Raw genomic sequence first — 15,159 nt, 5'->3', positions numbered from 1 at the left:
GGATTTCCTTAAGTTGGCTGAGCTGTGCGCGAACCGCGCCGTTGACGACGAACCATTTCCCCAGCGAGCGCCAGGTAGGCCAGGGCGCCGCGCGAAGACTTGTCGTAGGCCAGCGCAGGCATCCCAAAACTCGGTGCCTCGGCCAGACGAATGTTGCGCGGGATCACAGTGTCGTACAGCTGTTCGCCGAAATGCTCTTTGAGTTGCGCGGATACGTCGTTGATCAGACTCAGACGCGGATCGTACATGGTGCGCAGCAACCCCTCGATTTTTAGCTGGGGATTAAGCAGTTCGCCAATTCGTTTGATGTTATCCACAAGGTCACTGAGACCTTCGAGGGCAAAATATTCGCACTGCATGGGGATAATCACCCCGTCGGCGGCGACCAGTGCGTTCAACGTCAGCATCGACAGCGACGGAGGGCAGTCGATGAGCACGTAATCGTAATTCTCGCGGATCGGCGCCAGAGCGTTGCGCAGGCGACTCTCCTTCATCTGCATTTCCAGCAGATTGACTTCGGCAGCTGTCAGATCGCGGTTGGCTGGCAACAGCTGGTAACCGCCATGTTCCGAGAACTGCATGGCCTGAGCCAGATCGCATTCGCCGATCAGAACGTCATAAATCGAGTTTTCCAGGGCGTGTTTATCCACGCCGCTACCCATCGTGGCATTGCCCTGAGGGTCGAGATCGATCAACAGCACGCGGCGCTTGGTCGCAACCAGCGATGCGGCGAGATTGATACAGGTGGTGGTTTTACCCACACCGCCTTTTTGGTTCGCAATCGCGAATACCTTAGCCATTCTTGCTTGTTTTCCCCGTCATGCCGTGCGGCGCAGTATCAGCAGATGGCGTTGGCCTTGGCAACCCGGAACGGTCAAGGCTTGTGCACTATCGAGCTTGAAATCTGCGGGTAATGCTACCAGCTCATCGGTCGGATGCAGGCCTTTCATGGCCAGCCACCGAGTATTGGTGTCGCCCATATGGCGAGTCCACCCAGTAAAGTCTTCAAGGCTGCTGAACGCACGGGAAACAATCCCGGTAAACGGCAGCGCCGGATGAAAGGCTTCGGCGCGGCTGTGGATAACTTCAAGATTATCCAGCTTGAGCTCCAGTTTGACCTGAGTCAGGAACCGAGTCTTCTTGCCGTTACTGTCAAGCACGGTGATTTTCATCTCCGGGAACAGAATCGCCAGTGGAATGCCAGGCATCCCACCGCCGCTACCCACATCCAGCCAGCGCTCGCCTTCGATGAAAGGCACCACGCTCAGGCTGTCGAGCAAATGACGGGAAACCATTTCGTCAGGATCACGCACTGCGGTCAGGTTGTAGGCCTTGTTCCACTTGATCAGCAGCGCCAGATAAGCGAGCAATTGAGCGTGCTGCGCTTCGCTGAGAACGACGCCCAGCTCCTGAGCGCCTTGGGATAACTCGTGAGCGTGTTGCGGGGTGACCATAGAACTCAAGCGCTTTGCTCCAACTGACGGCCCGCGCCGCGTTTTTTCAGGTGAATCATCAACAGGGAAATCGCCGCTGGCGTAACGCCGGGGATACGGGAAGCCTGCCCCAGGGTTTCAGGGCGAGTTATCCCCAGCTTGCCCTGAATCTCTTTCGACAACCCGGAAATGGTCGCGTAATCGATATCTTCAGGCAGTTTGGTGTCTTCACTGGCGCGCAGCCGGGCAATTTCATCTTGTTGGCGGTCGATGTAACCCGCGTATTTGGCCTTGATCTCGACCTGTTCGGCCACTTGCGGATCAGGCGTGCCGTGACCGGTGATGGAAACCAGACTCGCGTAGTCGATTTCCGGCCGGGTCAGCAGGTTCAGCAAATTGTATTCGTGGGTCAGGGGCGTGCCGAAATGGCTGGCAATAGCCTCGCCCTGCTCGGTGCCCGGACGAACCCAGGTGCTTTTCAGTCGCTGTTCTTCAAGCGCGATGTTTTCACGCTTGGTGCAGAACGCCGCCCAACGTTGATCGTCAACCAGACCCAGCTCGCGACCTTTCTCGGTCAAGCGCAGGTCCGCGTTATCTTCGCGAAGGATCAGGCGATATTCCGCCCGGGAAGTAAACATCCGGTACGGTTCCTGAGTACCCAGGGTAATCAAGTCATCCACAAGCACGCCGATGTACGCTTCATCACGGCGCGGGCACCAGCTTTCCTTGCCCTGTGCGCGCAGTGCGGCGTTGGTTCCGGCAAGCAAACCTTGTGCACCCGCTTCTTCGTAACCGGTGGTGCCATTGATCTGACCCGCGAAAAACAGACCGCCGATGACTTTGGTTTCAAGGCTGTACTTCAGATCTCTCGGATCGAAGTAGTCATATTCGATGGCATAACCAGGTCGCACGATATGGGCGTTTTCCATACCTCGAATCGAACGAACCACCTGCAGCTGAACATCGAACGGCAGTGAAGTCGAAATGCCATTCGGGTACAGCTCGTGGGTGGTCAACCCTTCGGGTTCGATAAAGACCTGATGGCTTTCCTTGTCGGCAAAGCGGTGGATCTTGTCTTCGATCGATGGGCAGTAACGCGGGCCAATACCTTCGATGATCCCTGAATACATGGGGGAACGATCAAGGTTGGCGGCGATGATTTCATGAGTACGTGCGTTGGTATGGGTGATCCAGCAGCTGACCTGTGGTGGATGCTGCTCCTTGGAGCCCATGAACGACATTACCGGAATCGGCGTATCGCCCGGTTGCTCGGTCATCACCGAGAAATCCACGGAACGACCGTCAATCCGAGGTGGAGTCCCGGTTTTCAGGCGACCAACACGTAACGGTAACTCACGTAAACGCTGTGCCAGGGCAATCGACGGCGGATCGCCAGCGCGACCACCCGAGTAATTCTGCATCCCGATGTGGATAAGCCCACCCAGGAAGGTGCCGGTGGTCAAGACGACTGAGTCGGCCATGATCCGCAGACCCATTTGGGTCACGACGCCGCGTACTTCGTCCTGCTCGACGATCAAATCGTCGCAGGCTTGTTGAAATACCCACAGGTTTGGCTGGTTTTCGATGGCTTCGCGAATAGCGGCCTTGTACAGAACGCGGTCTGCCTGGGCGCGAGTGGCTCGCACTGCCGGGCCTTTACGGCTGTTCAGCACGCGAAACTGAATACCACCTTTGTCAGTGGCCATTGCCATCGCGCCGCCAAGGGCATCGATTTCTTTAACCAGATGGCTTTTACCGATGCCACCAATGGCCGGGTTGCAGCTCATCTGCCCGAGGGTTTCCACGTTGTGGGTCAGCAGAAGGGTTTTGACACCCATACGTGCCGACGCCAGTGCGGCCTCGGTACCGGCATGACCGCCACCGATGACGATCACTTCAAAACGGGAAGGGAAATCCACCACGCACCTCGTGCCTGTTTTAGATGGGAATTTGGGATAGCGGACAAGTATAGGGACTTCACCCCCCTGAAAGGAACCGTTTGCACAAAATTTAACCAGCTGTGGAAAAGTCCCAGATATAGAAATTAAAAAGAAAGAAGATTTATAAAACCTTATTTTAAATGCTATTTCTACTGGACCAATTTTCTGTGGATAGATTTCTGAAGGCCATATAAATCAATATGTACAGAGGTTCAAAAGTCTGTGGTCATGTGCCCAAGAGGGTTTGGGATAACCGTCGTAAGCCTGTGGATTAAATAGGTACTTGTCCACAGAGGGTGTTATGCGCAGTTTTCAAGCCCACTTATCAACGGGGCTAAGGCGGCCTTATCCACAGAGCTTAGCTGCGTAAATGTTACGGATGGCGTGCAAAAAAACGCCTCTGCCGAGATTTATCACGTATTGGATGGGGTAAATCTAGCTGGTCGAGTAGGGGGAAAGGACGTGGGTTTGATGAATCCAGTCTGATTGAGAAGCTATTGTGGGATAGCGAAACAAAAGCTAATAATAGCCATTATCATTAACCCTCGATTGTGCTTATGCCCCCTCACTCCCATACGGCAGCTGTCCAGCGTATCTATGAGCAACATCACTCGTGGTTGCACGGTTGGCTCAGATCACGTCTGTCCAACGCCTGCGATGCTGCAGATGTTGCTCATGACACGTTTGTACGGATTCTCGGTGCCGCTAATGCGACGCAGATTCGCGAGCCTCGAGACTATCTGGCCACCGTTGCTCGGGGTCTGGTCATTGACCGCTACCGTCGTCGGGCTATCGAGCTGGCCTATCAGCAGGCAATGGCTGATAGGCCGCAGGACACCGTGATCAGTGAAGAAGATAAAGCCCTGATCATCGATACTCTCCTGGCTGTGGATAAAACTCTGGAAAATCTCGGCTCACGTACCAAGCGAATTTTCATGGCGTCTCAGGTTGAAGGGCTGACTTATCAACAGATTGCCCTGGAGCTGAACGTTTCTCTGACCACTGTGAAAAAGCACATGGTTCGCGCTTTTACTGAATGCTCCTTGCTCATGGCACAGATTTCATGAGGTCGCCTCCGGACCGCGAAGTCTTTGAGGCTGCGGCAAGTTGGTTTGTGCAGTTTCAAAGCGAACCACCGACTCAGGTAGAACAGGCGGCTTGGCGGCAATGGCTGGAAAGCGATCCAGCGCATCGGGTGGCCTGGCAGCAAATGGAGCAATTGCAGCGCAGCTTGGGCTGCATGCCTGCGCACCTCACTCGAAGAGCCCTGTCCAAACCGCAACAACGACGCCAGATTCTCAAATTGATGCTGGCAGTGGTGGGTACTGGATACATTGGGTGGAATGTCAAACAACATACGGCCCTGAAAAACGTAATGGCTGACTACCGAACTCCGGTTGGCCGGCGGCAGCATCTTGAATTGGCCGATGGCAGCCAGCTGGAACTCAACACGGATACGGCGATAGACGTGGTGTTCGACAGCCAGCAGCGGCTCATTCGATTACGCGACGGGGAAGTTCTCGTCCGTACCGGGAAGCGGGGAGATACACGCCCTTTCTATGTAGAGACTCAACATGGGCGGATTCAGGCCCTCGGCACTCGTTTCTCGGTTCGGCAGTTGCAAAACACGACCCGAGTCGGTGTCCTGGAAGATCAAGTCAGCATCATGCCCGCCGCTGCTGATGGTGTTCTGCGACTCATAAATGCCGGTCAGGGTGCCGAGTTCACTACCCAGGCCGTAAGTCCCGAGCGCATTTATCCACAGACCGCCGCAGCGTGGGTCGACGGCCAGTTGATTGTGCTCAACGAACCATTGGGCAACGTAATCCAAGAGTTAGCTCGCTATCGTCCTGGAGTCATGCAATGTGAGGAACAGGTCGCGAAGCTACGCATATCCGGGTCGTTCCGACTAGACGCAACGGATGCTGTGCTGGCGAACCTTCAGGCAACCCTGCCGATCCAGGTCCGTTATTTCACTCGATACTGGGTTTCGGTCAGTACCAGGGCCTGATACGGGCTTGCGAAATAAAAATATCGGCAGGGTTATCTTTTTCGATTCAGACACGGCCCTACAGGTAAATGCGATTTTCACTACCTCAGGGCTTACAAAAAATGCGCTTGCCACCCCTTCCGCTTCACAGCCGCCGGCAGTTATCCCGGCATTGCCTTAGCTATAGCCTGCTGCTGACTAGCAGTCTGGGTTGCGCAATGTTGTCCAGCAGTGCCCTCGCAGCGGTTGCTTCGCAGAGCTACAGCATTGCTGCTGGTCCTTTGGATAGCGCATTGAACCAGTTCGCATCGGCGTCCAACGTGATTCTCTCGTTCTCTCCATCCGAGACCGCCAACCTCAGAAGTGCCGGGCTCCAAGGCACCTACTCAGTTGAACAGGGTTTCGCCGTGCTCTTGCAGGGTTCGAGATTACAGGTTGCGGCTCAAGGCCCTGGTAGCTACACCCTGCAGCCGATCCCGGATAACGGTTCGGTGCTGTTGTCTCCCACGGCTATCAATAGCACTTTATCCACAGGCCTTGAGCAACCTTTGCCTGATCGCGGCTATAAAGCCGAAACCAGTCGGGCGGGCACCAAGACCAGTACACCTCTTTCCGAAACACCGCGTTCGGTTTCGGTAGTCACGGCCCAGCGCATGAAAGACCAGAAAACCCAGACGCTCACTGAAGCTCTGGGTTATGTGCCGGGTATTTTCGCGCCACCGTTCGCCGCTGGGGATAACCTCGCCGGGGACCTGTTCTTCATCCGTGGCTTTAATGCCACCGACTATGGCTACGGCCTGATGCGCGATGGGTTGCGGGTTCAAGGCAACCGTTACGACACCACCACCGAGCCCTATGGGCTTGAGCGGGTCGAGATATTCCGCGGGCCGTCGTCAATCCTGTATGGCGAAAACGCGCCGGGAGGGTTGGTTAACGTGGTGAGCAAGCGCCCGACCGCCAATTCCCAGGGTGAAGTGCAGCTCAGTTACGGTACCAACAATCGCCGGCAACTGGGGGTGGATGTCTCTGGTCCACTGGACGAGAGCGGCAATATCCTGGGTCGTGTTGTCATGCTCGGTCGCAATGCCGATACGCAGACCGATCATGTCCCCGATGATCGTATGTACATCGCGCCATCGCTGACTTTGAATTTCGATGACTACAACAGCCTGACCCTGTTGAGCAGTTATCAGAAAGACCACACCAACATGGAGTTGGGGCTGCCAGCGGCGGGCACTTTGTTACGTAACCCCAATGGCAAGCTCGATAAAGATACAATGCTAGGTGTTCCGGACTGGAACACGTTCGAACGCGAGATGTGGAGCGCAGGCTACGAATTCAGCCACAGCTTCAACGAAGATTGGCAGTTCCGGCAGAATTCACGCTACATGCAATCACGGATCACCCGACATGAAACCTGGCCGGGCAACCTGAATGACGCGGGTTTTGGCACTCTACTCAACGTGACAGCGTACGATCGCTTCAATAAATCCATGGTCTATTCCCTGGATAACCAGCTGGAAGGCAAATTTAACACCGGTGGTTTGGAAAACAACGTGCTGTTCGGCGCCAGCTTTGATCGCACCTCATTCAGCCAGGATTGGGACGCCGGGTCTGCAGGCCGCATCAATATCTTCGATCCGGTTTATACACAGGATCCGGTCACATCCATTGCCGTACAAAACACTCTGCTGGAACAACAGATGCAGGGCTTGTATGCGCAGGTTCAAAGCAAGTACGACAACTGGATTTTCTTGCTTGGCGGCAGACAGGATTGGGTCGACAGTGATTTTCGCAACAAGCTGGCACCCAACGGTGATATCAGCTCCAGCGACAAGAAATTCACCTATCAGGGCGGGGTGATGTATCAGTTCGACAATGGCCTCACGCCGTATGTCAGCTACTCCACTGCGTTCGTACCGGTACAACAGATTTCCAACGGGGGCGCCCCGCTCGATCCGATCACCAGTAGCCAATACGAAGTGGGATTCAAGTACGAGCCCCCGGGCTGGAATACCGCCTTCACCGCTTCCATCTATGATCTGCGCAAGAAGGACGATACCTACTTCGACTCAACCACATCCAGTTATCGTCAGGTGGGGGAAAGTCGCTCAAAAGGCTTGGAGTTGGAGGTAAACAGTGATGTCAGCGACAACCTCAACCTCACGGCCTCATATTCCTACACCGATGCCCGTGTGACCAAAGATGCCGCAGGATCTCTGATCGAAGGCCACCAAATCACAGGCGTGCCACGTAATCAGGCATCAGCTTGGGCCAAGTATCGTTTCCTCGACGGGTACCTCAGTGGCTTCCACGTGGGAGCCGGTATTCGCTATTTCGACAGCGCCTTTGCCTACACTCCGGCGGCCCTGTATGGGAAGCTTGATGCCGGAGACGTCACCTTGGTGGACGCAAACATTGGCTACCAGATCGACAAACATTGGTCGGTGGACGTGAACGCCAAGAATCTCTTCGACAAGGAATACGTCTCTGGTTGCAACGACGCGGGTCGCTGCTATTGGGGCGACAGCCGGACTTTGCTGGGCACGGTCAGCTACAACTGGTAAGCCTGTGGATATCCTGGCCATTGGTGAGTTACCCCCAATGGCCAAGACCCATGACTACTTGCCAATACAGAAGCTGGAAAAAATCCGACCCAGAAGGTCATCAGAACTGAAAGCGCCTGTAATCTCGGCCAGCGATTGCTGGGCCTGGCGCAGATCCTCAGCCAATAACTCCCCTGCCCCCGCCATGGTCAGCTGTGCCCGTCCGTGTTCAAGAGAAGCACTGGCGTGACGCAGCGCGTCGAGGTGGCGACGCCGGGCACTGAAGCTGCTTTCCGAGGTTTGTTCATAACCCATGCAGGCCTTGAGATGCTCGCGCAACAGGTCAAGGCCCTCTCCGCCAGCCTTGGCGCTCAGGCTGATCGTGACGTGGCCATCGTTACTGGTTTGCAGCTCAATGACATCCCCGCTCAAATCGGCCTTGTTGCGGATCAAGGTCACTTTGGCTGGATCTGGCCGCTGTTCCAGAAATTCGGGCCAGAGTGCGAATGGGTCCAGCGCTTCCGGCGCCGTGGCGTCGACCACCAGCAATACACGGTCCGCTTCACCGATCGCCTTCAGTGCTCGCTGCACACCGATTTTCTCAACCTGATCCTCGGTGTCACGCAGCCCGGCGGTATCCACCACATGCAGCGGCATGCCATCGATGTGGATATGTTCACGAAGAATGTCTCGGGTAGTACCGGCAATCTCGGTCACGATGGCCGCTTCCTTACCTGCCAACGCATTTAACAGGCTGGACTTGCCGGCGTTGGGACGGCCAGCGATCACTACTGTCATCCCGTCCCGCAGCAAGGCGCCCTGCCCGGCTTCACGCAGCACTGTGGATAACTCCTCACGGACAGCATCCAGCATATTCAAGACATGGCCATCGGCGAGGAAGTCGATTTCCTCTTCAGGAAAGTCGATAGCAGCCTCCACATAGATGCGCAGGCTGATCAGCTTCTCAGTCAAGTTATCCACACGTCGGGAAAAAGCACCTTGCAGTGAGCGCAGTGCATTGCGTGCCGCTTGTGCAGAACTCGCCTCGATCAGGTCGGCGATAGCTTCGGCCTGGGCCAGATCGAGTTTGTCATTGAGGAATGCCCGCTCGCTGAATTCACCAGGACGAGCGAGGCGGCTGCCCAATTCCAGACAACGCTGCAGCAACATATCCAGAACCACCGGGCCGCCATGGCCCTGCAGTTCAAGAACGTCCTCGCCGGTAAATGAATTGGGGCCGGGAAAGTACAGCGCGATGCCTTCATCAATCACTTGCTCGCTGCCATCTAAAAATGGCCCGTAGTGGGCGAACCGTGGTTTGAGACCACGGCCTGTGATCGCCTCAGCGGCCTTGGCGGCCAACGGCCCGGAAATACGCACGATGCCTACACCGCCGCGTCCTTGGGCAGTGGCAATGGCAGCGATGGTTTCACGTGGCACATTCATGGTCCGGCTCCAGAGCAAATGACAGATAGCAAAACGCCCCACGAGGGGGCGCCTTGTAAAACTTATTCACAGGTTAGATCAAGCTTCGGCTTTTTTGGTCGCCGCTTCGATCTTGCGAGTGATGTACGCCTGTTGAGTGATCGACAGGGTGTTGTTCACAACCCAGTACAGAACCAGACCAGCTGGGAACCACAGGAAGAAGAACGTGAAGATGATTGGCATCATTTTCATGACCTTGGCCTGCATCGGATCCGGCGGAGTCGGGTTCAGACGCTGCTGGATGAACATGGTCGCGCCCATGATGATCGGCAGGATGAAGAACGGATCCTTGATCGACAGGTCGGTTATCCACAGCAACCATGGAGCCTGACGCATTTCGACGCTTTCAAGCAGTACCCAATACAGCGACAGGAATACCGGCATTTGCACAAGAATTGGCAAGCATCCACCCAGCGGGTTGATCTTTTCCTTCTTGTACAACTCCATCATCGCTTGGGACATTTTCTGACGATCGTCGCCATGCTGTTCTTTCAAGGCAGCAAGTTTAGGAGCGACAGCGCGCATGCGGGCCATGGATTTGTAGCTGGCGGCCGACAATGGGAAGAACAGACCCTTGATCAGCATGGTCAGGAAGATGATCGACCAGCCCCAGTTACCCACAATCGCGTGGATGTGTTGCAGCAACCAGAAGATTGGCTGGGCAATGAACCACAGAATGCCGTAATCGACGGTCAATTCCAGACCAGGGGACAACTCTTTGAGTACAGCCTGGCTCTTCGGACCGGCATAAAGCGTAGCGCTGAGTTCGGTCTTGGCACCCGGCGCAACCGTTACGGCTGGGCCAGTGAAACCAATGATGTAGTTACCCTGGCTGTCTTTACGAGTCTGGACCGCGTTAGCGTTATCCTTGCTCGGAATCCACGCCGTTACAAAATAGTGCTGCAACCATGCAACCCAGCCGCCCTGAACTGTTTCTTTCAGTTGGCCTTTATCGATGTCTTTCATCGATACTTTTTTGTACGGCTCGGCAGCTGTCCACATTGCGGCGCCCAGATAGGTCGCGGTGCCGGTAGCCGTTGTCGAGGATGGATCATCGCTGCCGTCGCGTTTCAGCTGGGCGAACAGATTGCCCGACCAAGGCTGAGCGCTCTGGTTGTCGATTTCATAGCTGACAACCAGGTCATACAAACCACGCTTGAATGTGAAGCGCTTGATGTAGTTGACGCCGTTCTCGCTGAACTTCAGGTCAACCACCAGGTTTTCCTGACCATCAGCCAGTTGATAACTCTTCTGCGCGCTCGAGTAAACCGGGCGACCGGCTGGACGAGCATCAGGGCCATTGCTGCCTGTCAGACCACTTTGGGCCAGAAAGGTACGCTCGCCACCATTGTCGAACAGTTGGAACGGCACATCAGGATGGTCCTGACGACGTGGATACAGTGGCAGTCGCAGTTGAACAACATCACCACCAACCGGATCGATTTCCAGATTCAGAACGTCGGTTTTGACCTGAATAAGGTCTTTGCTGGCTGCTTTCGGAGTTTCCAGCGGAGCAGTTACCTGGCCGTTGGCACTGGGAACATCTGCGCTTGCGGAAGCATTAGTACCAGTAGTTGCATCCGGAATGCCCGGTGCAGGGGTGCTGGCAGCAACATTCTGAGTCGGCAGGGCGGCCTGGCCGTAGTCTTGGTTCCATTTCAGAACCCCGACATAGGTCACGATTGCCAGGGCGACGATCAGGATCGTGCGTTTAATATCCATGATTACTCGGCCATCGAAGAAGAACGGGAGGTAGGGATAGGCGGAACCGGGTCATAACCACCGGGATTCCACGGATGACAGCGACCTAATCGACGAAAGGTCAGCCAGCCACCGCGTAGAAGGCCATGATTTTCAATGGCTTCATACGCGTAGCAGGAGCAACTGGGGTAGAAACGACAGTGGCTGGCCATCAGAGGACTAATGGCATAGCGGTAGAACTGGATCGGAATGAGCGCCAGTTTACGCATCGGTACTATCTACCCCTACAGTTTCGGGTTTTGCATCTGGAACCGGCCGGCTGCGTGCCAGACGTTTCCATAGCTTGCCGAAATGCTGAATCAATTCGGGGTTTTCTACGTCACCCAAACCTTTACGCGCGACAATCACAATATCCCAACCGACCAAATTATCTTGGTGTTGGCGAAATGATTCGCGCATCAGGCGTTTCAAGCGGTTGCGCTCAACGGAGAGCTTTACGCTCTTTTTACCGATTACCAGCCCCAGGCGGGGATGATCAAGGTCGTTGTTGCGCGCAAGGAGCAGGAGATTTTTCCCCGGAACCTTGCCGGTAGGGGAGTCAAAGACTGCCTTGAAATGCCGGGGAGTAAGCAAACGCTTTTCCCGACTGAAGTCCTGACTCACCTCCAGTGCCGGATTATCAAACTGCCAGACGCGCACGACCTTTGGCGCGGCGACGCGACAGGACGGCACGGCCGTTCTTGGTGGCCATGCGAGCACGGAAGCCGTGAGTGCGAGCGCGTTTGATAGTGCTTGGTTGGAAAGTACGTTTCATGGCGTGTTACCTGGTTCGTCCACAACGGGCCGGAATGGCCCCCGTTTTAAGAGACCGGGGATTCTAGAGAAAGCAAGCCTCTAGGTCAATTTCCAACCAACGTTTCCTTCATTTACTTGTTCAACCCGTTTTGTGGCGTGTTGGCCATTGCCTGCTTGATCGTCACACGACGTAGATATAGAAATAAAGAAGGAAAGTATTTAAAGCTTCTTTATAGAGCTTATTAAAGCAAGCCTCGCGTTCTTCTGTGGATAACCTATCACAGCCCAGTAAATACATGATGTACAGAGAATGACAACACTGTCGAGAAACGGTGCTCTGCCTGTGCTGCGCTGTCGGAAAACCTGTGCGTGGAATGCCGTTTTATCCACAGGCAGGTTATGCACAGCTTTCACGGCCTACTTATGCAATGAGCTGAAGTGGGTTTATCCACAGGGCTTATGCACAAGCCGTTTGTCGCTTTCTTTAAGGATAAGACGATGATTTATCCCGCTTTGTTCTCAACCTACATGTGGATAAGTACCGCTTCGGCCGGTACAATGGCGGCTGTTTTTGCCTCACCGGCGTTTAACCTAGGGGATGTCCGTGTCATTGGAACTTTGGCAGCAGTGCGTGGAGCTTTTGCGCGAAGAGCTGCCTGCCCAGCAATTCAACACCTGGATCCGTCCGCTACAGGTTGAAGCCGAAGGCGACGAGTTGCGTGTCTACGCACCGAACCGTTTCGTACTCGATTGGGTAAACGAAAAGTACCTGAGCCGTTTGCTTGAGCTGCTTGGAGAACATGGCCAGGGTCTCGCTCCCGCCCTCTCCTTATTAATAGGCAGCAAACGCAGCTCCGCTCCTCGTGCTGCGCCGAATGCGCCTTTGGCCGCCGCTGCTTCTCAGGCCATCGCGGCTACTCAACAAAACACTGCGCCAGCAGCTCCTGCGCCTGTTCATATGTCGGCACCTGCTCCTGTGCATGCAGTGCACGCCAATGACGAGCCTTCCCGGGCGAGCTTTGATCCAATGGTGGGTGCAAGTTCTCAACAGGCGCCTGCCCGCGAGCAGCGCACGGTTCAGGTCGAGGGTGCTCTAAAGCACACCAGCTATCTGAACCGCACGTTCACCTTCGAAAACTTTGTCGAGGGTAAGTCCAACCAACTGGCCCGGGCTGCGGCCTGGCAGGTGGCGGATAACCCCAAGCATGGCTACAACCCCCTCTTCCTTTATGGTGGCGTTGGCCTGGGTAAGACTCACTTGATGCACGCTGTGGGTAACCACCTTCTCAAAAAGAATCCCAATGCCAAGGTTGTATACCTGCACTCGGAGCGTTTCGTTGCGGACATGGTCAAAGCCTTGCAGCTGAACGCAATCAACGAGTTCAAACGTTTTTATCGCTCGGTAGATGCTTTGCTGATCGATGACATTCAGTTCTTCGCTCGAAAGGAACGTTCCCAGGAAGAGTTTTTCCACACCTTCAATGCTTTGCTCGAAGGTGGTCAGCAGGTCATTCTCACCAGTGACCGCTACCCTAAAGAGATTGAAGGGCTGGAAGAACGTCTCAAATCGCGATTCGGCTGGGGTCTGACCGTCGCGGTCGAGCCACCTGAGCTGGAAACACGCGTGGCGATTCTGATGAAGAAAGCGGATCAGGCCAAAGTTGATTTGCCTCACGACGCCGCATTCTTCATTGCTCAACGGATCCGTTCCAACGTTCGCGAACTCGAAGGCGCGCTCAAGCGCGTGATCGCTCACTCCCACTTCATGGGCCGTGACATCACCATTGAGCTGATCCGCGAATCGCTGAAAGATCTGCTGGCACTGCAAGACAAGCTGGTGAGTGTGGATAACATTCAGCGAACCGTCGCCGAGTACTACAAGATCAAGATTTCCGACCTGCTTTCCAAGCGTCGCTCACGATCGGTAGCACGTCCTCGGCAGGTTGCCATGGCACTTTCCAAAGAATTGACCAACCACAGCCTGCCGGAAATCGGTGACGTGTTTGGCGGACGCGACCATACGACTGTCTTGCACGCTTGCCGCAAAATCAATGAACTGAAGGAATCCGACGCGGATATTCGCGAGGACTACAAGAACCTGCTGCGTACACTGACCACTTGATGAAATCAGCGCAGCTTATTAAGGCAAGGGACTAGACCATGCACTTCACCATTCAACGCGAAGCCCTGTTGAAACCTCTGCAATTGGTGGCCGGCGTCGTCGAACGTCGTCAGACCTTGCCGGTGCTTTCCAATGTGCTTCTGGTCGTACAAGGCCAGCAGCTGTCGTTGACCGGTACCGATCTTGAGGTCGAGCTGGTCGGTCGTGTACAACTTGAAGAACCTGCAGAGCCGGGCGAAATCACTGTTCCTGCGCGTAAGCTCATGGATATTTGTAAGAGCCTGCCCAATGACGCGCTTATCGACATCAAGGTCGACGACGCCAAGTTGGTGGTCAAGGCCGGTCGTAGCCGCTTCACGTTGTCCACATTGCCCGCCAATGACTTCCCAACTGTAGAAGAAGGTCCAGGCTCTCTGACCTTCAATCTGGTGCAGAGCAAACTTCGTCGCCTGATCGAACGCACCAGCTTTGCGATGGCTCAACAGGATGTCCGTTATTACCTCAACGGCATGTTGCTGGAAGTCAGCGCCGGAGTCCTGCGTGCCGTGGCAACCGACGGCCACCGTTTGGCGATGTGTTCCATGACTGCCGACATCGAGCAGGCGGATCGTCACCAAGTGATCGTGCCGCGCAAAGGTATTCTTGAAATGGCGCGACTGCTCACCGAGCAGGACGGCATGGTCAGCATCGTTTTGGGCCAGCACCACATCCGCGCGACAACCGGTGAGTTCACGTTCACGTCGAAGCTGGTAGACGGCAAATTCCCTGACTACGAACGGGTTCTGCCGAAAGGCGGCGACAAGCTGGTATTGGGTGATCGCCAGGCACTGCGTGAGGCATTCAGCCGCACGGCGATTTTGTCCAACGAGAAGTACCGAGGCATTCGCCTGCAACTGGCCAGCGGTCAGTTGAAGATCCAGGCCAATAACCCCGAACAGGAAGAGGCTGAAGAAGAGATCAGCGTTGATTACAATGGCGCGTCGCTGGAAATCGGCTTCAACGTCAGCTATTTGCTGGACGTGTTGGGCGTGATGACTACCGAGCAGGTTCGTCTGATTCTTTCCGACTCCAACAGCAGTGCGCTGGTACAGGAATCTGATAACGACGACTCCGCCTATGTCGTTATGCCCATGCGCCTGTAATGCTC

The 15,159-nt window shown here is 55.1% G+C and carries 13 protein-coding genes; 5 read left to right on the top strand and 8 right to left on the bottom strand.

Going from position 1 to position 15,159, the window contains the following annotated elements:
* Nucleotides 1-8: 8 nt before the first annotated feature.
* From IV01_RS13185 to mnmG, 3 genes are read right to left on the bottom strand one after another with little or no spacing between them, the layout of a single operon-like run.
* Nucleotides 9-800, bottom strand: coding sequence for a ParA family protein (locus IV01_RS13185; RefSeq protein ID WP_032628504.1), 792 nt, complete (start codon nt 798-800; stop codon nt 9-11).
* Between the two features lie 18 nt (nt 801-818).
* Entirely contained in the window at nt 819-1,454 is a 636-nt protein-coding gene (rsmG, locus tag IV01_RS13190; RefSeq protein ID WP_080290292.1) for a 16S rRNA (guanine(527)-N(7))-methyltransferase RsmG, read from the bottom strand.
* A 5-nt stretch (nt 1,455-1,459) separates the two neighbouring features.
* Nucleotides 1,460-3,352 (bottom strand): tRNA uridine-5-carboxymethylaminomethyl(34) synthesis enzyme MnmG, encoded by a 1,893-nt coding sequence (mnmG, locus tag IV01_RS13195; protein ID WP_032628502.1) that lies wholly within the window; start codon nt 3,350-3,352, stop codon nt 1,460-1,462.
* A gap of 578 nt (nt 3,353-3,930) precedes the next feature.
* Here mnmG and IV01_RS13200 point away from each other — a divergent pair.
* From IV01_RS13200 to IV01_RS13210, 3 genes are all read left to right on the top strand, one after another.
* Entirely contained in the window at nt 3,931-4,440 is a 510-nt protein-coding gene (locus IV01_RS13200) for a sigma-70 family RNA polymerase sigma factor (RefSeq protein WP_032628500.1), read from the top strand.
* Nucleotides 4,437-5,384: a FecR domain-containing protein gene (locus tag IV01_RS13205; protein ID WP_032628499.1), complete on the top strand. Its 948-nt coding sequence runs from the start codon at nt 4,437-4,439 to the stop codon at nt 5,382-5,384. Before IV01_RS13200 ends, IV01_RS13205 begins: the two co-directional genes overlap by 4 nt.
* Before the next feature lie 197 nt (nt 5,385-5,581).
* The gene (locus tag IV01_RS13210; protein ID WP_418903530.1) at nt 5,582-7,930 is read left to right on the top strand and encodes a TonB-dependent siderophore receptor; all 2,349 of its coding nucleotides are present in this window, start codon (nt 5,582-5,584) and stop codon (nt 7,928-7,930) included.
* Nucleotides 7,931-7,984: 54 nt separating this feature from the next.
* Here the strand turns inward: IV01_RS13210 and mnmE are convergent, their stop codons facing one another.
* The 5 genes from mnmE to rpmH all read right to left on the bottom strand — a co-directional run bounded on the left by mnmE (nt 7,985) and on the right by rpmH (nt 11,909).
* A complete protein-coding gene (gene mnmE / locus IV01_RS13215) occupies nt 7,985-9,355 on the bottom strand; it encodes a tRNA uridine-5-carboxymethylaminomethyl(34) synthesis GTPase MnmE (RefSeq protein ID WP_032628497.1) in 1,371 nt (456 codons plus the stop codon).
* A gap of 78 nt (nt 9,356-9,433) precedes the next feature.
* On the bottom strand, nt 9,434-11,116 hold the full coding sequence (yidC, locus tag IV01_RS13220; protein ID WP_032628496.1) for a membrane protein insertase YidC: 1,683 nt from the start codon (nt 11,114-11,116) through the stop codon (nt 9,434-9,436).
* Between the two features lie 2 nt (nt 11,117-11,118).
* Nucleotides 11,119-11,364: a membrane protein insertion efficiency factor YidD gene (yidD, locus tag IV01_RS13225; RefSeq protein WP_032628495.1), complete on the bottom strand. Its 246-nt coding sequence runs from the start codon at nt 11,362-11,364 to the stop codon at nt 11,119-11,121.
* Nucleotides 11,357-11,758, bottom strand: coding sequence for a ribonuclease P protein component (gene rnpA, locus IV01_RS13230; RefSeq protein ID WP_032628494.1), 402 nt, complete (start codon nt 11,756-11,758; stop codon nt 11,357-11,359). The genes yidD and rnpA overlap by 8 nt, the downstream gene beginning before the upstream one ends.
* 16 nt (nt 11,759-11,774) lie before the next feature.
* Nucleotides 11,775-11,909 carry a 50S ribosomal protein L34 gene (rpmH, locus tag IV01_RS13235; protein WP_003213577.1) on the bottom strand — a complete coding sequence of 45 codons (135 nt, stop codon included), beginning with the start codon at nt 11,907-11,909 and terminating at the stop codon, nt 11,775-11,777.
* A gap of 585 nt (nt 11,910-12,494) precedes the next feature.
* Here rpmH and dnaA point away from each other — a divergent pair.
* Both dnaA and dnaN read left to right on the top strand, forming a co-directional pair.
* Nucleotides 12,495-14,012 (top strand): chromosomal replication initiator protein DnaA, encoded by a 1,518-nt coding sequence (gene dnaA / locus IV01_RS13240; protein WP_032628626.1) that lies wholly within the window; start codon nt 12,495-12,497, stop codon nt 14,010-14,012.
* A 38-nt stretch (nt 14,013-14,050) separates the two neighbouring features.
* Nucleotides 14,051-15,154: a DNA polymerase III subunit beta gene (gene dnaN, locus IV01_RS13245; RefSeq protein WP_032628493.1), complete on the top strand. Its 1,104-nt coding sequence runs from the start codon at nt 14,051-14,053 to the stop codon at nt 15,152-15,154.
* Nucleotides 15,155-15,159: the final 5 nt, after the last annotated feature.

It is taken from the genome of Pseudomonas syringae (genome assembly GCF_000737245.1).
GTDB lineage: Bacteria > Pseudomonadota > Gammaproteobacteria > Pseudomonadales > Pseudomonadaceae > Aquipseudomonas > Aquipseudomonas syringae_J.
The sequence above is the reverse complement of the archived record's forward strand: the minus strand, read 5'-3'. Positions and strand labels throughout refer to the sequence as shown.